Annotated in this window: 21 protein-coding genes and 3 tRNA genes; 6 read left to right on the forward strand and 18 right to left on the reverse strand. The window is 64.8% G+C overall.

The window, feature by feature from the left end; translation table 11 throughout:
• Positions 1-2: 2 nt before the first annotated feature.
• Both LOC56_RS15685 and LOC56_RS15690 read right to left on the reverse strand, forming a co-directional pair.
• Positions 3-1,559, reverse strand: coding sequence for a sodium/solute symporter (locus LOC56_RS15685; protein WP_231703921.1), 1,557 nt, complete (start codon positions 1,557-1,559; stop codon positions 3-5).
• Positions 1,560-1,627: 68 nt separating this feature from the next.
• Positions 1,628-1,999, reverse strand: coding sequence for a DUF485 domain-containing protein (locus LOC56_RS15690; protein WP_229953195.1), 372 nt, complete (start codon positions 1,997-1,999; stop codon positions 1,628-1,630).
• A gap of 230 nt (positions 2,000-2,229) precedes the next feature.
• Here LOC56_RS15690 and LOC56_RS15695 point away from each other — a divergent pair, with 230 nt between their 5' ends.
• From LOC56_RS15695 to LOC56_RS15710, 4 genes are read left to right on the forward strand one after another with little or no spacing between them, the layout of a single operon-like run.
• On the forward strand, positions 2,230-3,435 hold the full coding sequence (locus tag LOC56_RS15695; RefSeq protein WP_229953196.1) for a sensor histidine kinase: 1,206 nt from the start codon (positions 2,230-2,232) through the stop codon (positions 3,433-3,435).
• A gap of 10 nt (positions 3,436-3,445) precedes the next feature.
• On the forward strand, positions 3,446-4,186 hold the full coding sequence (locus LOC56_RS15700) for a LytR/AlgR family response regulator transcription factor (protein ID WP_229953197.1): 741 nt from the start codon (positions 3,446-3,448) through the stop codon (positions 4,184-4,186).
• On the forward strand, positions 4,183-4,569 hold the full coding sequence (locus LOC56_RS15705) for a hypothetical protein (RefSeq protein WP_229953198.1): 387 nt from the start codon (positions 4,183-4,185) through the stop codon (positions 4,567-4,569). Before LOC56_RS15700 ends, LOC56_RS15705 begins: the two co-directional genes overlap by 4 nt.
• Positions 4,570-4,596: 27 nt before the next feature.
• The gene (locus LOC56_RS15710) at positions 4,597-6,099 is read left to right on the forward strand and encodes a sodium/solute symporter (RefSeq protein WP_229953277.1); all 1,503 of its coding nucleotides are present in this window, start codon (positions 4,597-4,599) and stop codon (positions 6,097-6,099) included.
• A 7-nt stretch (positions 6,100-6,106) separates the two neighbouring features.
• Here the strand turns inward: LOC56_RS15710 and LOC56_RS15715 are convergent, their stop codons facing one another.
• The 6 genes from LOC56_RS15715 to rpsB all read right to left on the reverse strand — a co-directional run bounded on the left by LOC56_RS15715 (position 6,107) and on the right by rpsB (position 11,461).
• Complete coding sequence (locus LOC56_RS15715) at positions 6,107-6,685, reverse strand: DivIVA domain-containing protein (protein WP_229953200.1); 579 nt, start codon at positions 6,683-6,685, stop codon at positions 6,107-6,109.
• Between the two features lie 172 nt (positions 6,686-6,857).
• The gene (locus LOC56_RS15720) at positions 6,858-7,745 is read right to left on the reverse strand and encodes a phosphatidate cytidylyltransferase (protein WP_229953201.1); all 888 of its coding nucleotides are present in this window, start codon (positions 7,743-7,745) and stop codon (positions 6,858-6,860) included.
• A gap of 80 nt (positions 7,746-7,825) precedes the next feature.
• Positions 7,826-8,383 carry a ribosome recycling factor gene (gene frr / locus LOC56_RS15725; protein ID WP_227924437.1) on the reverse strand — a complete coding sequence of 186 codons (558 nt, stop codon included), beginning with the start codon at positions 8,381-8,383 and terminating at the stop codon, positions 7,826-7,828.
• Between the two features lie 349 nt (positions 8,384-8,732).
• The gene (gene pyrH / locus LOC56_RS15730) at positions 8,733-9,452 is read right to left on the reverse strand and encodes a UMP kinase (protein WP_308219743.1); all 720 of its coding nucleotides are present in this window, start codon (positions 9,450-9,452) and stop codon (positions 8,733-8,735) included.
• A 150-nt stretch (positions 9,453-9,602) separates the two neighbouring features.
• Positions 9,603-10,442, reverse strand: a complete 840-nt coding sequence (tsf, locus tag LOC56_RS15735) for a translation elongation factor Ts (RefSeq protein ID WP_229953203.1) — start codon at positions 10,440-10,442, stop codon at positions 9,603-9,605.
• A 128-nt stretch (positions 10,443-10,570) separates the two neighbouring features.
• Positions 10,571-11,461, reverse strand: coding sequence for a 30S ribosomal protein S2 (gene rpsB, locus LOC56_RS15740; protein ID WP_229953204.1), 891 nt, complete (start codon positions 11,459-11,461; stop codon positions 10,571-10,573).
• 454 nt (positions 11,462-11,915) lie between these two features.
• Here rpsB and LOC56_RS15745 point away from each other — a divergent pair, with 454 nt between their 5' ends.
• Positions 11,916-12,473: a M23 family metallopeptidase gene (locus tag LOC56_RS15745; RefSeq protein ID WP_229953205.1), complete on the forward strand. Its 558-nt coding sequence runs from the start codon at positions 11,916-11,918 to the stop codon at positions 12,471-12,473.
• A gap of 101 nt (positions 12,474-12,574) precedes the next feature.
• Here the strand turns inward: LOC56_RS15745 and LOC56_RS15750 are convergent, their stop codons facing one another.
• The 8 genes from LOC56_RS15750 to LOC56_RS15785 form a co-directional block, all read right to left on the reverse strand.
• Positions 12,575-13,759, reverse strand: coding sequence for an acyl-CoA dehydrogenase family protein (locus LOC56_RS15750; protein ID WP_229953206.1), 1,185 nt, complete (start codon positions 13,757-13,759; stop codon positions 12,575-12,577).
• Between the two features lie 320 nt (positions 13,760-14,079).
• Positions 14,080-14,153: transfer RNA gene (locus LOC56_RS15755), tRNA-Ile, on the reverse strand.
• A gap of 56 nt (positions 14,154-14,209) precedes the next feature.
• A complete protein-coding gene (locus tag LOC56_RS15760; RefSeq protein ID WP_229953207.1) occupies positions 14,210-15,409 on the reverse strand; it encodes a glycosyltransferase in 1,200 nt (399 codons plus the stop codon).
• On the reverse strand, positions 15,406-16,338 hold the full coding sequence (locus tag LOC56_RS15765; protein WP_229953208.1) for a DMT family transporter: 933 nt from the start codon (positions 16,336-16,338) through the stop codon (positions 15,406-15,408). Before LOC56_RS15765 ends, LOC56_RS15760 begins: the two co-directional genes overlap by 4 nt.
• A gap of 48 nt (positions 16,339-16,386) precedes the next feature.
• Positions 16,387-17,028 carry a CDP-alcohol phosphatidyltransferase family protein gene (locus LOC56_RS15770; protein ID WP_331460964.1) on the reverse strand — a complete coding sequence of 214 codons (642 nt, stop codon included), beginning with the start codon at positions 17,026-17,028 and terminating at the stop codon, positions 16,387-16,389.
• A 36-nt stretch (positions 17,029-17,064) separates the two neighbouring features.
• Positions 17,065-17,853: a phage holin family protein gene (locus tag LOC56_RS15775; protein WP_229953209.1), complete on the reverse strand. Its 789-nt coding sequence runs from the start codon at positions 17,851-17,853 to the stop codon at positions 17,065-17,067.
• A 101-nt stretch (positions 17,854-17,954) separates the two neighbouring features.
• On the reverse strand, positions 17,955-19,391 hold the full coding sequence (locus tag LOC56_RS15780) for a sugar porter family MFS transporter (protein ID WP_229953210.1): 1,437 nt from the start codon (positions 19,389-19,391) through the stop codon (positions 17,955-17,957).
• Positions 19,392-19,913: 522 nt separating this feature from the next.
• Positions 19,914-19,989, reverse strand: a tRNA-Asn gene (locus LOC56_RS15785).
• A 102-nt stretch (positions 19,990-20,091) separates the two neighbouring features.
• Here LOC56_RS15785 and LOC56_RS15790 point away from each other — a divergent pair.
• Entirely contained in the window at positions 20,092-20,547 is a 456-nt protein-coding gene (locus LOC56_RS15790) for an NUDIX domain-containing protein (protein WP_229953211.1), read from the forward strand.
• 26 nt (positions 20,548-20,573) lie between these two features.
• Here LOC56_RS15790 and LOC56_RS15795 read toward each other — a convergent pair.
• Together LOC56_RS15795 and dnaG are read right to left on the reverse strand one after the other, a co-directional pair.
• Positions 20,574-20,646, reverse strand: a tRNA-Asn gene (locus tag LOC56_RS15795).
• Between the two features lie 73 nt (positions 20,647-20,719).
• The gene (gene dnaG / locus LOC56_RS15800; protein ID WP_229953212.1) at positions 20,720-22,765 is read right to left on the reverse strand and encodes a DNA primase; all 2,046 of its coding nucleotides are present in this window, start codon (positions 22,763-22,765) and stop codon (positions 20,720-20,722) included.
• Positions 22,766-22,881 lie beyond the last annotated feature (116 nt).

Raw genomic sequence — 22,881 nt, forward strand, 5'->3', positions numbered from 1 at the left:
CCCTAGTGGTCGACGGCCTTCTCGGCGCCGACGCCGGTCAGGGACCGGACTTCCATCTCCGCCTGCTTGATGGCGGATTCGGTGTTCTTATCCAGTACGGTGCCCAGCCAGCCCAGGAAGAAGGCCAGCGGGATGGACACGATTCCCGGGTTGTTCAGCGGGAACCAGTCAAAGTCCGCGCTGGCGATCATTGAAGTTTCCGCACCGGAGACAACCGGCGAGAAGGCAATGAGCACAATCGCGGAGCCGAGGCCGCCGTACATGCTCCACAGCGCGCCCTGGGTAGAGAACTTCCGCCAGTAGAGCGAGTAGACGATGGTCGGCAGGTTGGCGCTGGCCGCCACTGCGAAGGCCAGGGCCACCAGGAAGGCGACGTTCTGCCCCTGGGCACCGATACCGCCCAGGATCGAGATGATGCCGATAACCACCACCGTGGTGCGGGCTACCTTGACCTCTCCGTCTGCGTCCACCTGTCCCTTGCGGATGACATTGGCGTAGATGTCGTGGGCGAAGGAGGCCGCTGCCGTGATGGTCAGGCCGGCAACCACCGCCAGGATGGTGGCGAAGGCGACGGCGGATATCAGTCCCAGCAGCACCGGCCCGCCCAGCGCAAACGCCAGCAGGGGTGCAGCCGAGTTCACTCCGCCGGGAGCGCCCTTGATGGCCTCCGAGCCGATCAGCGCCGCGGCGCCGTAGCCCAGGACCAGGGTGAACAGGTAGAAGATGCCGATCAGCCAGATGGCCCATACAACGGACCGCCGGGCTTCCTTGGCGGTGGGCACCGTGTAGAAGCGCATCAGCACGTGCGGCAGGGCGGCGGTGCCCAGCACCAGCGCCAGTCCGAGGGAGACGAAGTCCAGCTTGGAGGTGTCCGACTTGCCGTACTGCAGCCCCGGATCGAGGATGGCGGGGTTGCCGGTGGTCTCGACGGCTGCCCCCAGCAGGTCCGAGAGGTTGAAGTTGTGCAGGGCCAGGACCCAGACGGTCATGATGGCTGCGCCGGCAATCAGCAGGAAGGCTTTGATGATCTGCACCCAGGTGGTGCCCTTCATGCCGCCGATCAATACGTAGATGATCATCAGCGCGCCGACGACGGTAATCACCAGGGACTGCCCGATCTTGCTGTCGATGCCCATCAGCAGGGAGACCAGTCCGCCTGCGCCGGCCATCTGCGCCAGGAGGTAGAAGAAGCAGACGGCCAGGGTGGTGATGGCTGCCGCAATCCGGACCGGACGCTGCTTGAGCCGGAAGGAGAGCACGTCGGCCATGGTGAACTTGCCGGTGTTGCGGAGCATTTCAGCAACCAGCAGCAGGGCCACCAGCCAGGCGACGAGGAAGCCGATGGAGTACAGGAACCCGTCATAGCCGTTGACGGCGATGGCCCCGACAATGCCGAGGAACGAGGCCGCGGACAGGTAGTCGCCGGCAATGGCGGTGCCGTTCTGCGGCCCCGTGAAGGACCGGCCGGCGGCGTAGTAGTCGGCTGCCGTCTTGTTGTTGCGGCTCGCGCGCAGCACCACCACGAGGGTGACTGCCACGAAGACACCGAAGATGATCATGTTGAGCAGACCGGTGTCCTTAATGGACTCGGCCGTGACATCAGTGGCGGCGGAAATGTGCAGGGTGTTCACTTGGTCTCCTCCGGACGGCTTACTCCATGGGCCTCAAGGTCGCGCCGGAGGTCCGCCGCAATGGGATCCATCTTGCGGTTGGCGTAGCTGACGTACGCCATGGTGATGCCGAACGTGCTGACGAACTGCAGCAGGCCAAGGATCAGGCCGACGTTGATGTTGCCGATCACCGGGGTGGACATGAATCCGTGGGCGTAGTCGGCCAGAAGGACGTACGCGAAATACCAGACCAGGAAAACCACGGCCATGGGGAAAATAAAGCTTCGCTGGCGCTTGCGCAGTTCCTGGAACTCAGGCGAGCTCTGGACCTCCCGGAAATCCACCTGTTCCGGGTGCGCAGCGTGTGAAACCGGCTGCTCTTCAGCCATTGTTCCTCCTCTGTTGGGAGCCCGCTCCGCGCGCTGCATCCACCTATGGAGGTCAGGACACGACGCTGTGCAAGCTGTGACGCTCATCACTTTCCTATAGTCCCTGCACAGGTGTACGCCTGCCGCACCAAACCGTCGGTGAACGGTTGGTTCCGTGCGGTGAACGGCGCTCGACGGCGCTCGACGGCGTTGAACGGCCGGGATCACCGCCGGGCCGCTAGGGTTGGTGCATGCTCAGTCCCGCCGTCGATATAGCCCTGGTCTGCGCCGTCGCCGTCCTGACCATCGCGGCCGTGGGCGCGCTTGGCTTCCGCCTCAGCCGCTCCCAGCGGGACCTCGGGTCCGACGCCGAGCAGGCCACCTACGCGACCCTGCATACGGCGTCGCTCGCCTCGGCGCATCTCCGTGCGGGCCTGTCCCCCGCCGGGGCCCGCAAGGCCAGCCGGCACCTGCGCGACCTGCTGGACTGCGACACCCTGGTGATCACCGATGCCTCGGCGGTCCTGGCCTGGGACGGTTCCGTGAACGACACGCCGTTCCGGCGCCAGCGGCTGTTGTCCGCCGCCGCACTGGTCCTGGAATCCGGCCGGACCCGGGCCTTCCGGGGCGCGGCGCTGCGGGCCTTGGGCCTTGGCGGCGGTGAGCTGCTGGTCTCCCCGCTTGCGGTCAACGGCCAGACGGTGGGCACGGTAGCGGTGTTCGCCCCGACGGTCCGGGCCGGGTTGGTCCGGGCGGCCAATGAAGTGGCGGCCTGGCTCGCCACACAGGTGGAACTGGCGGAACTGGATGCCTCCCGGGCGCAGTTGATGGAGGCCGAAGTGCGGGCGCTTCGGGCGCAGATCAGCCCGCACTTCATCTACAACTCCCTGAACGCCATCGCTTCCTATATCAATACGGATCCGGCCCGTGCCCGGGAGCTGGTGGTCGAGTTCGCCGATTTCACCCGATATTCCTTCCGCCGGCACGGCAACTTCACCACCATCGCCCAGGAACTGGAATCCGTGGACCGGTACCTGTTGCTCGAACGTGCGCGCTTCGGTGAACGGCTCAAGGTGGCCCTGCAGATCGCCCCGGAGGTGCTGGGAACCGTCATCCCCTTCCTGTCCCTGCAGCCGCTGGTGGAGAACTCCGTCCGCCACGGCCTGGAAACCAAGGACGGGCAGGGGCGGATCACCATTGCAGCCGTCGACGCCGGAGCGGACGCGGTGATCACCATCGAGGACAACGGGGTGGGCATGGACCCCGAGTACCTGCGCTCCGTTTTGGCCGGGCATGCGGACGGTGACCATGTGGGTCTGCGCAACGTCGATGTGCGGCTGCGGCAGGTGTACGGCGACAGCCACGGCCTCGTGATTGACACTGCTCCCGGCGCCGGCACCCTGATCACCATGCGTGTGCCCAAGTCGCAGCCGGAGAACCGTCCGACGAACGCGTAATCTGGTGTCCATGCGCAAACCCCTCCGGCCGCTCACCGTCGTAGTTGCCGACGACGAAGCCCCCGCCGTCGAGGAACTCGCCTATCTTCTGGGACAGGATGCCCGGGTCGGTACGGTGTACCGGGCCGCCAGCGGCGCCCAGGCGCTGCAGGAGATCGAGGCCCGCGATGTCGACGCCGTCTTCCTCGACATCCATATGCCGGGTCTCTCGGGGCTGGAAATCGCCAAGGCCCTCAGCCGCAGGGAGCGCCCGCCCGCCGTCGTCTTCGTGACCGCGGACGAGGACCAGGCACTGCGGGCCTTTGACCTTGCGGCCCTGGATTACCTGCTCAAGCCGGTGCGGCCGGAGCGGTTGTCCGAGTCGGTGCGCCGGATCTGCGAACTCGCAGCCGATACCGAGGCGGAGGACGCCGACGTCGTCACCGTGGTCCAGGGCGCGACGACGAGGATCATCCCCCGCGGCGACATCCGCTATGTCCAGGCGCAGGGCGACTATGCCCGGCTGCATACGGCCGAGGCCAGCTACCTGATCCGGGTTCCCCTCGCGGATCTGGAAGAGCAGTGGGCGGACGCCGGGTTTGTCCGCATCCACCGGTCCTATCTGGTGGCGCGGAACCATATCCGGCAGGTGCGGCTGAGCGGAGGGCGGGCAAGCGTGCAGCTGGGCGAGGTGGACCTTCCGGTCAGCCGGCGGCACCTGCCTGCCGTGCGCAACACGCTCGACGCCGGCCGGGTTCGGCCCACGGCATGAGCGGGGACGCCGCGCCGGGTTCCGCCCCGGTCCCCCAGCGGGTCCGGGTGACCTCGCCCGGCACGGGGGCAGCTCCGTTCCCCGTTTCCCGCGAATTGGACGAACAGTCCGAGGTGGGCGAGTTGATCATCGGCTCGCTGATCCGCAGCCAGCTCCGGCTGGCACTGGTGGTGGGCGGCGGATTCCTGCTGATCCTGCTCAGCGTGCCGGTGCTGCTGGCCTTTCTGCCGGTGATAGCCGAGCTCTCGATCCTCGGGGTGCCCGCGCCGTGGATCCTGCTCGGCGTGGGCGTTTACCCGCTCGTCATCGGCTGCGGACTGCTCTACGTGCTCAGTGCCCAGCGGAACGAAACCCGCTACCGCGACCTGGTGGACGGGCGGTAGCCGGTGGACTGGGATGTAGCGGCGGGCATGAGCCCGGGCGTCGGCTACACGGCACTCACGCTGGTGTCCGCAGCGACTCTGCTGATCGGTTTCTACGGCCTGCGGGTCTCGCGGACCACGAGTGACTTCTACGTGGCCTCCCGGACGGTGAAACCCTGGTGGAATGCCTCGGCCATTGGAGGCGAATACCTCTCCGCAGCGAGTTTCCTGGGCGTGGCCGGGCTGATTGTCGCCTCCGGCGTGGACGCGCTGTGGTTCCCCATCGGCTATACCGGCGGCTACCTGATGCTCCTGCTCTTCGTGGCGGCTCCGCTGCGCCGGTCCGGGGCGTACACCGTTCCGGACTTCGCCTCCGCCCGGTTGGAATCCCTTCCGGTGCGGCGGCTGACCAGCCTGTTGGTGATCGCCATCGGCTGGCTCTACATCGTCCCGCAGCTGCACGGCGCCGCCCTCACCATGCGCATCACCACCGGGCTGCCCGCATGGATCGGCTGCCTGGTGGTGACCGGCGTCGTCTGCCTGAGCGTGGTCACCGGAGGGATGCGTTCCATCACCTTTGTCCAGGCTTTCCAGTACTGGCTGAAGCTGGTGGCGATAGCCGTACCTGTGCTGTTTATCCTCTTCCGCCTCGCCGGTGACGGCCCGCCCGGTGACGGCGGCACCCAGCTCCTGGCGGAGGCACTTAATCCGGAGACCCATGCCCCGCTGTACCGCAACATTTCGCTGAGCATCGCGCTGCTCTGCGGCACGCTGGGCCTGCCGCACGTGCTGGTCCGCTTCTACACCAACCCCGACGGGCCTTCAGCCCGGCGGACCACGCTGATTGTCCTAGGCCTGCTGTCCCTGTTCTACATCTTTCCGATCACATACGGAGTGCTGGGCAGGATCTATGCTCCGGATCTGGCCGGCGGCGGAGCAGCAGACTCGGTGGTGCTCCTACTCCCGGGCCGGGTGTTCGACGGCGCCGCCGGGGACCTCCTGGCTGCACTGGTAACGGCCGGTGCCTTCGCCGCGTTCCTCTCCACCAGCAGCGGATTGACGGTCTCATTGGCGGGCGTGATCAGCCAGGAATTCTTCCGCGGAAGTGTGTCCGGATTCCGTGTCTCGGCGGTGCTGGCCGCCGTCGTACCGCTGGCGGTTGCACTGCTCACCGAGTCGTCTGCCCTCGCCGGGAGCATTGGAATGGTGTTCGCGTTCACCGCTTCCACCCTGTGTCCGCTGTTAGTGCTGGGAATCTGGTGGCGGCGCCTGACGGCCGCCGGAGCCGGCGCCGGGATGTTGACCGGCGGGGTGCTGTGCGGCGGGGCGATGGCCGCCGCGGCCGTCCTGCCGCGGGCAGGTGCCGGCATTCCCGCCTGGATCGAACAGCCGGCCGCCTGGACGGTTCCCGCAGCGTTTGCCGTGATGGTGGTGGTATCCCGGCTGACTGCAGAATCCGCGCCGAACGGGGCGGCGAAGTTCATGGCGCAGCTGCACACGCCGGAACCACTGGACCGGCCCCGACCGGGAACCGGTACAGGGGCGAGCTAGGCCGGCTTTAGTCGATGGACGCCATCAGTTCGACCACGCGGTCGAGGAAGGCATCCACCTGGCTTTCCTCGTACCCCTGCTCACCCTTGGCCTCACGGAAGACGGCGCGGCGCACCACGTCCACGCTGAGGGGCCGGTCGTGTTCAAAGTATCCGAGCAGTTCGTTGCACAGCGCGTCGACGTCCTCGACGTTGTAGCTGGTGACGCGTTTCTTGCCGGGACGGCGGAACCGCTCCCCCGGCTTACGGTGCAGGCGTGCCCTCAGGACCGCGGACATCCGCCCGATCTGCAGCAGCCAGGCTTCTTCGCCACGGTCGGCAATCAGGCGGTCCCGTTCCCGCTGGGCGAAAACGTCCTCCAGCCGGTCCAGTGCGGCGTCCACCGCCTGCGGTTCGTAACCGCCCTTCGCCGGGTCGAAAGCCATGGACCGGACGTCCGCACTGGTCACCGGATTAGCCGAGGTGGAATCCGAGTTGTAGTAGTTCCTGGCTTTGGTCAGGAACTCATCGACCTGGCGGATGTTGTAGCCGTAGTCCCGTCGTCCCACGCGTTCGAAAGGGGCACTGGCCTGCCGCACATCGTCCATGAATAAATTGTTCCTCTGTGGTTTTTCCCCGCGGAGTGATTGCCGCTGGAACCGGTTGTCCCTACAGGGCTCTGCCGGGCATCGTCTGAAAACTCTGAAACATCTTACGATGCCCGCGGCTCGGACGTGATCCGGCACACCGGCCGTTGCCGGACCGTTACGGTTGCTCCTGCTAGGAAGCAGTTGAAAGCAGCACCGACAACAGGAACACCACCGGGGAGGCGAAGACCACGGAGTCCAGCCGGTCCATTACTCCGCCGTGTCCCGGCAGGAGGTTGGACATATCCTTCACACCCAGTTCCCGCTTGACCATCGACTCGGAGAAGTCGCCGGCGGTGGCCGCGGCCACTGTCGCCACTGCAAGCACCACGCCGAACCACCAGGGCTGGTCCAGGAACAGGACTGCGGCGCCGACGCCCACGATGGCCGCTCCGGCGGCAGAGCCGCCAAAGCCTTCCCACGACTTTTTCGGACTGATCTTGGGTGCCATCGGGTGCTTGCCGAAGAAGGCACCTACCAGGTACCCGAAGGTGTCGTTGGAGACCACGAGCAGGAGCAGTACGGCAACGCGGACCTGCCCGTCGGGTTCGCGCAGCAGCAAGAGCGCAAAGCTCAACAGGAACGGCACCCAGAGAACCACGAAGATTCCCGCGAGAATGCTCTGGATTGCTTCGGCAGCGGTGTCGATGCTCCGCCACAGGAGGATGGCCACCGCCGTGGCGACCATCGCGAACGCCAATGCTTCCGTGCCGCCGAAGAACGCCGCGAACGGCAGCGCAACGGAACCGACCAGCACCGGTACCTGCGGAACTTTCATGCCGCGCACCTCGAGCGCACGGTTCACTTCCCAGACACCGACAGCAGCGAAACCTACTGCAATGATGACGATGGCGAACGGGAAAAAGAGCAGCCCGCTGAGCAGTGAGCCGAGCAGGATCACACCAACGGCGATGGCAGCAGGCAGGTTGCGTCCCGCGCGCGAGACCTTTACGGGTTTCTCGGCAGTGCGGCGGCCCCGGGCGGCGCGGCCGCCGACCTGTCCTGGATCAGCTGCGCTCATGTCCTTGGCCTTTGCTGCTGCCGGAACTGTCTCGACGGACGGTGAACCGCCAGCCCGGGTTGGAGGCTGGGCGTCACTCATCAGACCTCGAGAAGCTCGGCTTCCTTGCGCTTAAGGAGCTCGTCGATGGAATCCGTATGCGCCTTGGTCAGTGCATCGAGATCCTTTTCGGCACGGGCGCCGTCGTCCTCGCCCACCTCGCTGTCCTTGACCAGGCGGTCGATGCCGTCCTTGGCCTTGCGGCGGATGTTGCGGACGGAAACCTTTGCGTCCTCGGCCTTGCCGCGGACGATCTTGACGTATTCCTTACGGCGGTCCTGTGTCAGCTCCGGCATGATGACCCGGATGACCTTGCCGTCGTTCGACGGGTTGGCGCCGACCTCGGAATCGCTCAGCGCCCGTTCGATGGCGCGCAGGGCGCTGACATCGTAGGGGGTGATGAGCAGTGTGCGGGCGTCAGGAGTGGCGAAGGATGCCAGCTGCTGCAGCTGCGTCGGGGAACCGTAGTAGTCCACCAGTACCCGGTTGAACAGCGCCGGGTTGGCGCGGCCTGTGCGGACGGAGGAGAAGTCCTCCTTAGCAACTTCCACCGCCTTGTCCATCTTGTCGGCGGCCTCTTTCAAGGTGTCTTCGATCACGGTCTCTCCTCATAAAACAGTGTCCACCAAGCGCTGTCGGCTTAGTGGCCGGACTCTAATATCATCCTAAGCCAAAAGGGTGCGGGTTCCCTGCACCGAGCCTGCGAGGTGTAGGGAAACCCTTTCGGCGCAAAAGGGTGCGGGTTCCCTGCACCGAGCCTGCGAGCCCGCACCCCTATGCCTACCCGGCGTCGCCGCAAGGTGAAGTTCCGAACACCGCAGACCGTGAGCCTGCGGTCCGGTCCCGGAGGGACCTGGAGGAAGGCGGCTTTAAATTCCGGAGGCCGCCTGCGGCCGAGGGGATTTCGTTGCCGCCGTTCCAGGTCCCGCAGGGACCAGCTGCCAAACGCTAGTTCGAAACGATGGTGCCGATCTTCTCGCCTCGGAGGGCGCGGGTTACGTTGCCTTCACCCTCCATGCCGAAGACAACCATGTTCAGGTCATTGTCCTTGCACATGGTCATGGCCGTCTGGTCCATGACGCGGATGTCCTGGCGCAGGGCGTCGTCGTACGTCAGGGTCTCCAGCCGTACTGCAGTGGAATCCTTGTTCGGATCCGCGGTGTAGACGCCGTCCACTCCGCTCTTGGCCATCAGCACCTCGTCTGCGTGGACTTCCAGCGCACGCTGGGCGGCCACCGTGTCAGTGGAGAAGTACGGCAGGCCTGCGCCGGCACCGAAGATGACCACACGGCCCTTTTCCAGGTGCCGGATGGCGCGCCGCGGAATGTAGGCCTCGGCCACCTGTCCCATAGTGATGGCGCTCTGCACACGGGTCTCGACGCCGGCCTGCTCCAGGAAGTCCTGCAGCGCGAGGCAGTTCATCACGGTGCCGAGCATGCCCATGTAGTCCGCACGGGAGCGGTCCATGCCGCTGGTGGACAGCTCCGCGCCGCGGAAAAAGTTGCCGCCGCCGACGACGATGGCCACCTCAACCTCGCCCACGGTTGCAGCGATCTGCTTGGCCACTGCCCGCACGGTATCCGGGTCCACACCGAGCTTGCCGCCGCCGAACACCTCTCCCGAGAGCTTCAGCAGGACGCGTCGTCGCGGGGAATCGGTTTCTTTCAATACGTGGGCCATTGTGCCTCCCGGGCATAGGTGCTGGTGCTGCTTTAAGACTAGTGAGCTGTTCTGGACAGGCAAAAGGGGTGGTCACCCGTGGTGACCACCCCCTCTGTCATGATGACGTTTCCGTCGAAACCGTTGTTACCTAAATAATTAGGCGCCTACACGGAAGCGGGCGAAGCCGGCCGGTGCAACACCGGCTTCTTCGAGAACCTTGCCCACGGTCTTCTTGGCATCCTTGGCGAACGGCTGGTCCACCAGGACGATTTCCTTGAAGAAACCGGTCAGGCGGCCTTCAACGATCTTCGGCAGTGCGCCCTCGGGCTTGCCCTCGGCGCGTGCAGTCTCGTCAGCGATGCGGCGTTCGTTCTCAACCGTCTCAGCCGGAACTTCGTCACGGGTCAGGTAGGTCGGAGCATATGCAGCGGTGTGCACGGCCACGTCGTGGGCGGCGGTAGCGGCTTCTGCGCCCTCGCCGTCAACGGCGAACAGCACGCCGACCTGTGCCGGAAGATCCTTGGAGGTCTTGTGCAGGTACGCATCAACAGTCTTGCCTTCGATGCGTGCCACGCGGCGGACAACAACCTTCTCGCCCAGGATGGCGCCTTCTTCGACAACAACCTCGGACAGCGGCTTGCCGTCGACGTTGTAGGCGAGGAGGGTTTCGGCGTCGGCAGCAGCAGATTCAACCGCAGTGGCCAGGACCTTGTCCGCCAGTTCGATGAACTTCGGGGACTTGGCAACGAAGTCGGTCTCGCAGTTGAGCTCGATCATGACGCCAACCGTGCCGTCGATGACCTTGGCGGCAACCAGGCCTTCAGCGGTGGAACGGCCTTCACGCTTGGTCGCGCCCTTCAGGCCCTTGATGCGGATAAGCTCCATGGCCTTGTCGGCATCGCCGTTAGCCTCGTCCAGAGCCTTCTTTACATCCATCATGCCTGCGCCGGTGCGCTCGCGCAGTGCCTTGATATCAGCAGCAGTGTAGTTCGCCATTTGGACTCCAGTCCTCCCGTAATAAGTATTGGTGCGGTTCTGCCAGTGCGGCTGGCCGGTAAACCGGCCAGCCGCACCACAACCCATGTCCAGGGGATGAATTCCCCCGGACTAAGGAAATACGTTCTTTACTTCTCGGTTACTTCAGCTGCCGGGGCGTCGACGATGGCGTCAACGTCAGCGGCGGGAGCTTCGGCGGCCGGAGCAGCTTCGGCAGCGGGAGCTTCAGCAGCGGCGTCAGCGGCCGGGGTCTCAGCAGCACCTTCGAGGAGCTCGCGCTCCCACTCGGCCAACGGCTCGGCCGGGGCTTCCGTGTTGCCGGACTTGTTGTGGCGGACGATCAGGCCCTCGGCCACGGCGTCGGCAATGACGCGGGTCAGCAGGTTCACGGAGCGGATGGCGTCGTCGTTGCCCGGGATCGGGAAGTCGACGTCGTCCGGATCGCAGTTGCTGTCGAGGATGGCAACAACGGGGATGTTCAGCTTCTTGGCCTCGTCAATGGCGAGGTGTTCCTTCTGCGTGTCAACAATCCAGAGCAGGGACGGAGCCTTGGTCAGGTTGCGGATACCGCCGAGGTTGGTTTCCAGCTTCGTCAGTTCACGACGAAGGAGCAGCAGCTCCTTCTTGGTGTGACCGGAAGCGGCGACGTCCTCGAAGTTGATCTCTTCGAGTTCCTTCATGCGCTGGATCCGCTTGGCGACAGTCTGGAAGTTGGTGAGCATGCCACCGAGCCAGCGCTGGTTGACGTAGGGCTGGCCAACACGGGTGGCCTGCTCTGCGATAGCTTCCTGTGCCTGCTTCTTGGTACCGACGAACAGGACGGTTCCGCCGTGGGCCACAGTGGCCTTGACGAACTCGAACGCACGGTCGATGTAGGACAGCGACTGCTGCAGGTCAATGATGTAGATGCCGTTGCGCTCGGTGAAGATGAAGCGCTTCATCTTCGGGTTCCAACGGCGGGTCTGGTGACCAAAGTGAACGCCGCTGTCGAGCAGCTGGCGCATGGTAACGACGGGCATGTCGTCACTCCTTCCGGCAGCAGCCGTGCGCACGGCGCACTGGTCCTACTGCCAATTGACGGTTTTAGCTGTACACCCGGGCGGGCGAAGCTCCTGGTATCCATCAGCCGCTGCCCTGTAGGAGCCGCGGCGTGCTTCCCCTGCCGGCGTTTGCCGGACCGTTGGAGACGCACCCCCGGTGACGGGGATAATTGGGATACGCGTAGTCAGCTTCCGTACCTGTGGGCTGAACCGGTGGACTGAATCCGGCCGGAGAAACCCGGGACCGGACCTGGACTGAAACGTCCGGGCAGGTCCCATGGCACAGCAAGCTGCTCCGTCAAGTGTACTACAGCGCCGGACCCCTGCCATCCGGCGTCAACCTTCCCTCCCCACCCGGCTTCCGGTCCCCGCAATCCCACAGTGCGCTCGGGGGAAACAGCAACGGAAGCCTGTGCGGATGCACTGTTGCTCCATGAAGCGAACACATGCCCTGCTGCTCGCGGCGGTATTGGCAGTCTTTGTCCCCGGGGCTGCGGCAGTCGGCCCGCTGTCTGCTGCCACTGCTGCTCGCACTGCCACTGCCACGGCCCCTGCCCCTGCCTATTCCCCTCCCTGGACGTGGCCACTGGCTCCGGCGCCGGCCCTCCTCCGGCCATTCGATCCCCCGGCACGGCAGTGGCTGGCAGGGCACCGGGGTATCGACGTCGCCGCCGCCGAAGGCTCCGCCGTCCTGGCTCCTGCCGACGGACGCGTGATTTTTGCCCGCCGGGTGGTGGACCGGCCGGTCCTGACCATTGACCACGGGGGTGGCTTGAAGAGCAGTTTCGAACCGGTCGAGGCTTCCGTGCCGGTGGGCACCGTCGTGTCCAAGGGAACGGCGGTGGGGTCCGTCCGACCGGGATCACACTGCGGTCCCGGGTGCATGCATTGGGGCGTCCGCCTGAACGGGGAGTACGTGGACCCGCTCGCTTATGTGTCCGACCGCCGGCCTTCGGTGCTCCTTCCGCTGGGGCCGAGGACCTCCCGGTAAACGTCCCGGTTAAACGTCCCGGTTAAACGTCCCGGCCGGACCCTTTGCAGGATCCGGCCGGGGTTCTTTACTGGTCTAGCGGACGTTGATTCCGAAAGGGGCTATACGAACGCAGCCACTCCGGTGATCGCCCGGCCGGTAACCAGGGTATTGATCTCGTACGTGCCTTCGTACGAGTAGATGGCCTCCGCGTCAGCGAAGATCTTAGCCATGCCGTAGTCGGTGACAATGCCATTTCCGCCCAGGATGCTGCGGCCCAGTGCAACGGACTCGCGCATACGGGCAGTGGTGAAGGCCTTGGCGAGGGCAGACTGTTCGTCCTTGGCCTGCCCAAGGTCTTCGAGCTGCGCCAGACGGACCATCATGCCCAGCGAGGCGACGGTGTTGCCCAGGATCTTCACCAGCTGTTCCTGCACCAGCTGGAAGGATGCCAGCGGCTTGCCGAACTGCTTGCGCTCAACCGCGTACTTGCGGGCGACGTCGAAGGCAGCCATCTGCTGTCCCACGGCCTGCCACGCCACGGCCAGACGGGTGACCTTCAGGACCTTGTTGGTGTCGCGGAAGCTGTTTGCGCCCTTGAGGTGGAAGTCATCGCTCACCACCACGTTGTCGAGGACAATGTCCGCGTTCTGGACCGTACGCAGGGCGATCTTGTTTTCAATCTTCGTAGCCGTGTAGCCGGGGGTCTTGGTGTCCACCAGGAAACCCTTAACCTGGTTGTCCTCAAGGTCGCGGGCGTAAATAACTACCCAGTCGGAGAACGTCGCATTGCCGATCCAGCGCTTTTCGCCGTTGAGGATCCAGTTGTCCCCCTCGCGGCGGGCGGTAGTGCGGGTGCCGCCGGCAACGTCGGATCCGCCCAGCGGTTCCGTCAGGCCGAAGGCGCCGATCTTCTTCATGGCGTAGATGTCCGGCAGCCAGGCTGCCTTCTGCTCCTCGGAGGCCAGGGCCTCGATGGATCCGGTGAAGAGACCGTCGTGGACACCCATGAAGGTGGCGAAGGACGTGTCCGCGCGCGTCATCTCTGCATGGCAGAGGCCGGCGAAAAGGTTGGAGTAGCCCTGTCGGTAAACCGGGCTCATAACGTCCAGTTCGGCAATCTTGGGGATCATGTGGTGCGGGAATTCCCCGGCGTTCCACCAATCAGCGGCATGCGGCTTGACCTCGGCGGCAAGCCAGGCACGGATCTCGTGCAGGCGGTCGCGCTCCTTGTCGGTGAGCAGGTCCTCGAATGCGTAGAAGTCGCCGTCCGGGTACGGAAGGTTGTCGACGTCGATAATTCCCATGGAAAAATGTCCTTAGCTGCTGATCATCGGTGATCCGCTGGTGCCCATCCGGGAACCGGCTGAGCCCATGTTACCCACCAGTAACAACGATCACAACGTCTGCGGAAAATTGTCTCCGACGGCGTGCTGCGGCTCTGACCCACTCGTAGTACAGATAACGGGCCTATCCGGGCCCCGTAGCCCCGTCAGCTGTACAACCGATGCCCACCCGGCGGCTAAAGCGCTTCGCCGGTATTGCCAGGCAAAAGAAAACACCCCGGTCCGAAGACCGGGGTGTTACTTATGTCGCGACGGAACGATGTCCACGACTCATCACAGGGTAGGGCTGGTGGGGCTTGAACCCACGACCCACGGATTATGAGTCCGCTGCTCTGACCAGCTGAGCTACAGCCCCCGGGTGCCCAAGAGGCAACGATGCCATCCTAGTGGGTCCGGGGACTGGACAACCAATCAGCCCGCGTTGACGCGTTTCCCCGGATCCCCGCGGTAGAGATCTTCAAAGGTGGACAGCGTGGCTTCCAGGCTGTGCCGGTCCACCATCTCGCGGCTGGTCCGGCCCATTTTCTCCCGCTCGTCGGCGGGCAGTTCCAGGATTTCGGTGATGCGCCCGGCCAGCTCTGAGCTGTCACCCGGCGTAAACAGGTAGCCGTTGCGTCCCTTGTCCACGAGGTGCGGCAACGCCATCGCATCGGCCAGCAGCACGGGCTTCGACGCCGACATAGCTTCCAGCGTCACCAGCGACTGCAGCTCCGCGGTACCCGGCATGCAGAACAGGTCGGCTTTGAGGTACGCCTCCCGCAGCTCTTCGTCGGAGACCAACCCGCGGAAGACCACCCGGCCCTGCAGCCCCAGCCGCTGGACCTGGGCTTCCAGCGCGGTCCGGACCTCGCCGCCGCCGATGATCTCCGCCCGCACCCCGAGGTGGGCCGGAGTCTTCGCTACGGCGTCGATCAGCACGTCCACGTGCTTCTCTTCAGCCAGCCGGCCGACGAAAAGAACGGTGGGAGCTTCGTGCGGGGGAATCTGCTCTCCGTCATGCAACTCGTAAACCGACGCGTCGATGCCATTGGACAGCGGCATCACGTCATGCAGGAAGGCGTGGCGGTACATCGCCTCGGCAGCCAGCGGCGTCGGCGTGGTGACCACCTGCGCCTGGCCCATCACCTTGCCCATGTCCTTCCAGGAGTTGGTCGCGACGATCCGCTTCACCCACTTGGGGAAAGGCAGGAACGGATCCAGGTTCGCCGGCATGAAGTGGTTGGTCGCAATGACGCGGATACCGCGCTTACGGGCCTCGTAGAGCGTGTACTCCCCCACCATGTAGTGGCACTGGATGTGCACGACGTCGGGCTGCACCCGATCGAACAGCAGCGCGATTTCCTTTTTGATCTCCCAAGGCAGGCAGATCCGCCAGTATTCGTGGGTAGGGACCCCGTGGGAACGGAGCCGGTGGACCGGCCACTCCCCCTCTAGGTCGCTGCGGCTGCCGCCGTTGACATCATTGGGAGCAAGTACGTGGACGTTGTGCCCACGCCCGTGCATCCCGCGGGCCAGCCGGTAGCCGAACTGCGCGGCGCCGTTCAGGTGTGGAGGATACGTGTCACAAGCGATGAGGACAGTCAGCGGTTTGTCTACCGGGGCGTCGGTCACGTTGTAGGTCCTGCTTTCGGATTTTTTGAAACGGGCTTTTGCCGCCTCCGCTCTTCGTTCCGACGCTGGATAACGTCAGGGTGATACCTCGAGAGGGCAACGACCCCAACAATAGCAATCAAGGCCGCCACGGACATGGCCACCGCGGCCACGGCCGGAACATCCGGCCGCAATTCGTGCAGGACTCCAATGCCGATGGCGATTCCCACCATGGGGTCGATTACCGTCAGCCCCGCAATCACCAGGTCCGGCGGGCCGCTGGAATAGGCGTTCTGCACGAACCAGGAACCGAGGGCACCGGCAGCGGCGATCGCCACGATGGTGTACCAGGGCACGTTCAGCAGGAACCGGCCGTTCGGGTTGAGCAGGTCCCCGGCAATCACCTTGGTCAGGACTGCAACAAAGCCGAACAGGATGCCGGCACCGAGGATGTGCGCAATAGCCCGGAGCCGTTTCCCGAAGAACACGTTCAGGCCACCGAAGAAGATCACGACGACGGCGAGAATGAGGACAATTGTCACTTCCTGACGCGGCTCCACCACCTGCTCCGACCGGGTGACCATGATGGCCAGCGACACGAAGAGCATGCTGCCGGCCACACACGCGGTAATCGCCGCAACCGTAATCCGGTTCATGTGCAGGCCCTGGTCCCGTGAATTCACTACGGTCGTAATGACCAGCGCGATGGAACCGATCGGCTGCACCACCGTCAGCGGCGCCATCGACAGTGCGGCCACGTTCAGGGCCATGCCGGTCCCCAGCAGTAAGAGACCGAAAAGCCAGCGCGGGTTGCGCAGCAGACGGCTGATCTGGGAGGAGTTCAGCCCCAGTCCGCCCGTGTCCGCCTTGACTGCACTGCCTTGGCGCTGGGCACCGAAGGCAAGGAAGAAGGCGCTGGCCAGGGCGCAGGCTACCGCGATACCTACCATCGGCCCGGTCCAGGAGCTGCCGTGCGGTCCGCGGTAACGGACTCCGTCCTAGGGTGCATGACCGGTTCCGGTTCCGGCCGGGACCAGCCCGCGCTGGTGCAGGTATTTGCGCCACGCTGCGACAAGGTATCCGGCGGCTGCCACGATGTGGCCGATGCAGCCCAGTGCCAGCACGGCGGAACCGGAAACAGCGAGCCAGTGATGGTCAAATCCCTCCACCCGGTCCAGCAGCAGCAGGGGTGCACCCAGCAGAAGCAACGCGGTGCGGATTTTCCCGACGATACTCACCGGCAGGTCGGGGTTTCCCCGGAACAGCAGGAGGGAGTTGGCGATCAGGACGGCGTCGGGGATGGCGATGCTCAGGATCAACCAGACCGGTGCGATGCCGTCTGCCACAAAGGTGGCGGCCACAATGATCAGTGCGAGCCTGTCGGCGACCGGATCCAGCCACTGGCCGGCAGCGGAGACCTGGTTCAGCCTGCGGGCAAGATAGCCGTCGATCCAGTCCGTGCAGCCCACTGCCACCAAGGTGAGGAACGCACTCCCATACCGGTCCTGGCTGATGAACAGCACAAACAGGGGGATACCGAGAAAGCGAAGGACCGTGACCAGATTCGGTAAAGTCCAGAACCGTTCCAATACGGTTATTTCCGTATCGGGACGCGTTCCGGCACCGATAAATCTGATCACGGTCCGTTCCCCTCGTCAAAGATGTACGAGTACAGCTTACTTTCGCGCGAGCCGACGGGACATGAGCAGCAGTGCCAGCAGGGAGGCAGCCATTACCGAAAGCGGCTGCCAGCGTTCCTTGATCATGGCCAGCACGTCGTCGGCCGTGGAGGGACCGGCGGTGCTGTCTTCCTTGCCGCGGGCTGCAGCGGCACGGCGGGACTTGAGCTCCTGGATGCGGGCCTTGACGTCCACCTTCTCGCCGAGCCCGTCACGGACCGCAGCGAGGTGCTCGCGGCGCTGCCGCGCACGGGTGCGCAGTTCCTCCGGAGTGGGCTGCTTCGGACCTTCAGGCTTCTCGTCCTTCTCGGCCTTCTTGTCCTTCTTTTCCTTCGGTTCCTTGGGCTTGTCCAGCGTGTCCGGATCGAAGCTGCGGCCTTCCTTCAGCACGCCGACGTCGTAGCGGATGCCGCGGATGGCTTCCTCCGGAAGCAGCGGGAGGGTCTTCTTGAAGCGGCTGTAGCCGATGAATCCGGCGATGCCTGCGATCACCAGGAACAGTGCGGCGACCAGCAGGGCGGCCAGCCAGCCCGGCAGAACCAGCGACAGTGCCAGGATGCCGGCTACCAGCAGCGAAATGGCCAGCGCGGCGACCATAAGCAGCGCCACCACCATAAACGCGGCAGCAATGCCGGCCTTGATGCCCTTTTGCTTCATTTCGGCTGTGGCGAGGGCGAACTCGTCATTCAGCTGACGCGGCGTCAGGCGGGCCATGACTTTCGCCAGCCCAACCAGCGACGAGCTCCCCGCCGTTCGCTGTGTCCGAGTGCTAGCGGAGCGGTTCATGCGCCCAGCCTCCGTCCCCTGTTCAGTATTCACCGTTGCCATAACCCCAAATTACCATTCTCCTCAGTGTTATCAGTTTGCCCATCCGCACCAGCTGCGCGTCAGGACGTTTCGAGGCCCTCGCGGTCCTCGAGTTCGCGGCCGGACAGCTCGGGAAGTTTGGTCTTCACGAACCAGAAGGACAGCACCGCGAACGCGGTAAAGATGGCGTACATGATCCAGACCCCGAAGTTATCGCTGACCCACGGGAAGGCAAGGGTAACAATGAAATTGAAGATCCAGTTGACCATCGCGCCCAGGCCCAGGGCCAGGGACCGGATGTTATTCGGGAAGACCTCGCCCAGGGTGACCCACATGACCGGCCCCCAGGTCGCCGCAAAGAAGACCACGAACAGGTTCGCGCCCACCAGGGCAACCGGACCCCAGATACCGGGGAGGGAGACTTCGCCGTCTACGTCCACGGCCTGGAAGAACGAAACCGTGGCTGCCAGCAGGCCCACGAACATACCGGCCGAGCCGATCATCAGCAGCTTGCGGCGGCCGATGCGGTCCACGAAGGCGATGGCAACCAGCGTCATCACGACGTTCACGATCGAGGTGATCACCGACGTCGTAAAGGAATCGCTTTCGCTGAAGCCCACGGACCGCCACAGAGTGGTGGAGTAGTAGAAGATCGCATTGATGCCGACCAGCTGCTGGAATGCGGCAATGGCCATACCGACCCACAGGATGGGCTGGAGCCCGAACTTGGGACCGCGCAGGTCCCGGAACGTCGGCTGCGGGCTCTTGAAGCTGTCGCGGATGTCGGCAATCTTGCGGTCCGTATCCGTCACGCCTGAGATGGTGGTGAGCACCTTGGCGGCTTCCGCGTCGCGGTTCTTCCGGACCAGGTACTGCGGGGATTCCGGAATGGTGAGTGCCAGGACACCGTAGACGATGGCGGGGACGACGCCGACCAGCAGCATCCAGCGCCAGGCCGGGAGGCCCCACCACAGTTCACCGAGCGCGCTGCCTGCGGTGTTCGCCAGGAAGGCGTCGGAGAGCAGGGCGGCAAAGATACCGATCGTGATTGCCAGCTGCTGGACTGAACCCAGCGCACCGCGCCATTTTGCGGGTGCAACTTCGGCAATGTAACCGGGGGCGATGACGGACGCGGTACCGATGGCCAGGCCGCCGACCAGCCGCCAGAGCATGAGGTCCCACTCAGAGAAGGCCAGTGCCGATCCCACGGAGTTGGCCGCAAACAGCACCGCGGCACCGACCATAACCAGTTTCCGGCCCAGCTTGTCCGCCAGCTGGCCGGCAAACCATGCACCGGCAGCACAGCCGAGCAGCGTGATGGCCACGGTAAAGCCCAGGATGCCCGGGCTGAGCGTGAATTCCTCGCCGATGGCATCCACCGCACCGTTGATCACTGCGGTATCGAACCCGAAGAGCAATCCGCCCACCGCTGCGGCAACGGTGACACCAATCACCTTGCCGGGGTGGGCCACCCGTTCGGATCCGCCTTTGTTAGGTCCTGGCTGCGTCGCGCCCATCGACCGTTCCTCGTTTTCTACTCAAACTAGCTGCGTACACGTGACTGGTGTCAAAACACTTAAGCCTACGCATAACACTAAGCATGCTTGTTCATGCACGGTAGCCGGAGTGCGCCTCCAGGAGCAGAAAGGCTGGACAACCATCCGCACCAAGTCGAGGTCCCGGCCCTTGAATTGCGGCCCGGGCGCGGGGCTGGCCGTCCCGCCGGGGAATCGGAACCGGGCGGGAAGAACCAGCCCGGTGTCGCTCACCTCACAGGTTTCCGGCTCCGGCGCGGGCAGAGGCGGCTACCCGGAAGCGGCCGCCGCTGCGGCTGGAACGGCGGGGTGGCGCCGCGCGAGGTCCGGCCAGCGTGCTTCCCCGCGCTTTGTCCGGATCCCTGCGTTTTGTGCAGATCGCTGCACCGCGCATCGCAGGAAACCGGACAAAGTGCAGGTATCCCGACAAACTGCGGGAGGACCGCTGGAGTTCGCACGAAAAAGGGCCTGCGACACGGGAAAACCCGGTCACAGACCCTTTGCTGGCTCCCCCGACTGGACTCGAACCAGTAACCCTTCGATTAACAGTCGAATGCTCTGCCAATTGAGCTACGGGGGAAAGCGGCGTCCTCAACTATACAGGAAGTTCCCGGTGCTTCCGAACCAAGGCCGCTCCGCGCGCTGTTGGGCTGCGGATACGGAGGACGTGAGACAGTTGCGCATGGTCAAACAGGTCCGGAAAGTCGTCTGCTATGCGGTACAGCAGGACCATCTGCTGGTTTTCACCCATAAGGGAGTGCCCTTGGAAGTCACGGGTGTACAGGTCCCGGCGGGAACTATCCGGCCCGGTGAAGAGCCGGCCGATGCTGCAGTCCGCGAACTGCAGGAGGAAACCAGATTACCCGGCAAGGTCTCGGCATATCTCGGCGAGTCCCGGTACGACCTGCGGCCGATGCGCCATGAGACTGCCGCCCGGCACTTCTTCTCGATGGAAGTCCCTTCCATGGATCCGGCCGCCCGCTGGGACGCAGGAGAGCCGGATCCGGAGCACGGCGGGCCGCCCGCGGCCTGGACCTGCTGGTGGATGCCGCTGGCCCAGGCGCACGTCCTCGCTGCCGGGCTCGGTGCCAATCTTGGTGAGCTCGGGCAGCACAAAAAAGACCCCCGATCCGCATAGCTGCAGATCAGGGGCCTTCTTAGTTGCTCCCCCGACTGGACTCGAACCAGTAACCCTTCGATTAACAGTCGAATGCTCTGCCAATTGAGCTACGGGGGAAAGCGGCAGGTTTTACTTTACAGAGATTCCGCGCCGAAACGAAATCGGCACCCTGCCGGAGGAGTCCGGGCGGTTACTGGTCTCCCCGCAGTGCCCGTCGCTGCATCTCCAGCTCCATGAGCTCACGATTGAGCTGGTGGAACAGTTCCGGATCGGCGTTGGGGTCCAGGCGCTGCAACTGCCCCAGCTTTTCGGCCTTGAGGTGCGTCACCTGCAGCTCAAAGAGCCGGTTCAAAATGTCCCGGCAGTACAGTGCCAGCGCATCGGCATCCCGGGCCGGCAGCGGCGTCACGGCCAGCTCGCTGACGAAACCCCGCAGCGGCTCCGGCAGTTCCTCGCGGACCCGTTCCACCCAGGATGCCGGCGCGGTTCCGGCTTCCCCCGCGGCACGGATCGCGTCGTGGACAGCAACATAGGCCGGAACCGTGAACCGGGCGGCCTTGAAGCGTTCCCACTGTCCGGCGTCGAGCATGCCCGGCTGCTGCAGGGCGACTTCCAGCGCCTGCCGTTCCATCCGGGCAGCGGGATCACTCGGGTTGGGACGGCTGAACCCGGATGAAGGCTCCGGCTGCTGCTGCTCGTTCTGCTGCCCCTGCCACTGCCGCGGGGATTGCTCATCGCGCCGGCCGTACTGCTGCTGGCCCCCTCGCTGCTGGCCGTATTGCTGCTGGCCCCCGCCCTGCTGGCCGCCTCGCTGGCCGTATTGCTGCCGGGTCTGCTGCCCTTCCTGGCGCCGTCCGGCCGGTGCTGCCTGTCCGGCATTGTCTCCGCCGGTCCCCGCTGTTCCGCGCTTGGCTGCGGCATTGACCGCCCGGCTGACGTCGTCGACGTCGGTGCCCAGCCACCCGGCGAGTTCCCGGGCATAGGCCGGACGCATGGCCGGGTCACGAATGTCCGCCACCACCGGTGCCGCGGCGCGCAGCGCGGAAACGCGGCCCTCCACGGTGTTGAGATCGAACTTGCGCAGCGTGGAGCGGATAGCGAACTCGAAGAGCGGACGCCGGGAAGCGATCAGCTCGGCGACGGCGGAGTCGCCGTGCGTCTGGCGGATGTCGCACGGGTCCATGCCGTTGGGGTCCACTGCCACGTAGGTCTGGGCGGTGAAGCGCTGATCCTCTTCGAAGGCGCGCAGTGCTGCCTTCTGTCCCGCGGCATCGCCGTCGAAGGTGAAGATGACCTCCCCCCCGGTGCCGTCGTCGGAGAGCAGCCGGCGGGCGATCTTGATGTGGTCGGTGCCGAAGGCGGTGCCGCAGGTGGCGACGGCGGTGGTGATGCCGGCCAGATGGCATGCCATAACGTCGGTGTAGCCTTCCACGACCACCAGCTGCCGGGTTTTGGCAATGTCCCGTTTGGCCAGGTCGATGCCGTAGAGGACCTGGGATTTCTTGTAGAGCGGCGTTTCGGGAGTGTTGAGGTACTTGGGGCCTTGGTCGTCTTCGTAGAGCTTGCGCGCGCCGAAGCCGATCACGGCACCGGTGAGGTCGCGGATGGGCCAGATCAGCCGGCCCCGGAAGCGGTCATAGAACCGGGAAGCATCCGAACCGGTGGAGAACATTCCGGTTTCGGCCAGTTCCTCGCGGGTGAAGCCCTTGGACGTGAGGTGCTTGAGCAGCGAATCCCACCCCTGCGGTGCGTAGCCGACCCCGAAGTGCTCCGCTGCTGCCGGGTCGAAGCCGCGTTCCTGGAGGAAGTTCCGGGCAGCGGCGGCGCCCTGGGTGCCGAGCTGGCTGCGGAAGAACTCCGCCGCCACCTTGTGCGCATCCAGCAGGCGCTGGCGCTTGCCCACGTCTTCGCGGCGGGGTCCGGTGCCGCCGTCTTCGTAGTGCAGTTCGTAGCCGAGCCGGGCGGCGAGTTTCTCCACCGTTTCGGAGAAGGTGCCGTGGTCCATCTTCTGCACGAAGGAGATGACGTCGCCGCTCTCACCGCAGCCGAAGCAGTGGTACGTGCCCACCTGCGGGCGGACGTGGAAGGACGGCGAGCGCTCGTCGTGGAAGGGGCACAGCCCCTTGAAGGAGCCGATACCCGCCGATTTCAGGGTCACATAACCGTCGATCACGGCCTTGATATCAGTGCGCAGCCGCACTTCATCGATGTCTTCACGCTTGATCAGTCCGGCCATAGCATCCAGTCTATTCTTCCCGGCCAAACCGGCCGGGAAGCCCCGGCAAAGCGGGGAAGAGGCGCTCGGCGTCCGCGAATGAAGCCGCGGGCACCGAACGCCTCCGATATCCGGTT

Source organism: Arthrobacter sp. zg-Y179 (genome assembly GCF_020907345.1).
In the GTDB taxonomy this organism is placed as follows: Bacteria; Actinomycetota; Actinomycetes; order Actinomycetales; family Micrococcaceae; genus Arthrobacter_B; species Arthrobacter_B jinronghuae.

Bases quoted from the DNA above. Each gene is read 5' to 3' on its own strand.
- LOC56_RS15790 (WP_229953211.1), top strand. From the start codon at position 20,092: ATGGTCAAACAGGTCCGGAAAGTCGTCTGCTATGCGGTACAGCAGGAC.
- LOC56_RS15710 (WP_229953277.1), top strand. From the start codon at position 4,597: ATGAGCCCGGGCGTCGGCTACACGGCACTCACGCTGGTGTCCGCAGCG.
- LOC56_RS15695 (WP_229953196.1), top strand. From the start codon at position 2,230: ATGCTCAGTCCCGCCGTCGATATAGCCCTGGTCTGCGCCGTCGCCGTC.
- LOC56_RS15700 (WP_229953197.1), top strand. From the start codon at position 3,446: ATGCGCAAACCCCTCCGGCCGCTCACCGTCGTAGTTGCCGACGACGAA.
- rpsB (WP_229953204.1), bottom strand. From the start codon at position 11,461: ATGCCCGTCGTTACCATGCGCCAGCTGCTCGACAGCGGCGTTCACTTT.
- LOC56_RS15720 (WP_229953201.1), bottom strand. From the start codon at position 7,745: ATGAGCGCAGCTGATCCAGGACAGGTCGGCGGCCGCGCCGCCCGGGGC.
- LOC56_RS15775 (WP_229953209.1), bottom strand. From the start codon at position 17,853: ATGAACCGCTCCGCTAGCACTCGGACACAGCGAACGGCGGGGAGCTCG.
- LOC56_RS15705 (WP_229953198.1), top strand. From the start codon at position 4,183: ATGAGCGGGGACGCCGCGCCGGGTTCCGCCCCGGTCCCCCAGCGGGTC.
- LOC56_RS15715 (WP_229953200.1), bottom strand. From the start codon at position 6,685: ATGGACGATGTGCGGCAGGCCAGTGCCCCTTTCGAACGCGTGGGACGA.
- LOC56_RS15685 (WP_231703921.1), bottom strand. From the start codon at position 1,559: ATGATCATCTTCGGTGTCTTCGTGGCAGTCACCCTCGTGGTGGTGCTG.
- tsf (WP_229953203.1), bottom strand. From the start codon at position 10,442: ATGGCGAACTACACTGCTGCTGATATCAAGGCACTGCGCGAGCGCACC.
- LOC56_RS15765 (WP_229953208.1), bottom strand. From the start codon at position 16,338: ATGGTAGGTATCGCGGTAGCCTGCGCCCTGGCCAGCGCCTTCTTCCTT.
- LOC56_RS15750 (WP_229953206.1), bottom strand. From the start codon at position 13,759: ATGGGAATTATCGACGTCGACAACCTTCCGTACCCGGACGGCGACTTC.
- LOC56_RS15780 (WP_229953210.1), bottom strand. From the start codon at position 19,391: ATGGGCGCGACGCAGCCAGGACCTAACAAAGGCGGATCCGAACGGGTG.
- LOC56_RS15745 (WP_229953205.1), top strand. From the start codon at position 11,916: ATGAAGCGAACACATGCCCTGCTGCTCGCGGCGGTATTGGCAGTCTTT.
- LOC56_RS15690 (WP_229953195.1), bottom strand. From the start codon at position 1,999: ATGGCTGAAGAGCAGCCGGTTTCACACGCTGCGCACCCGGAACAGGTG.
- dnaG (WP_229953212.1), bottom strand. From the start codon at position 22,765: ATGGCCGGACTGATCAAGCGTGAAGACATCGATGAAGTGCGGCTGCGC.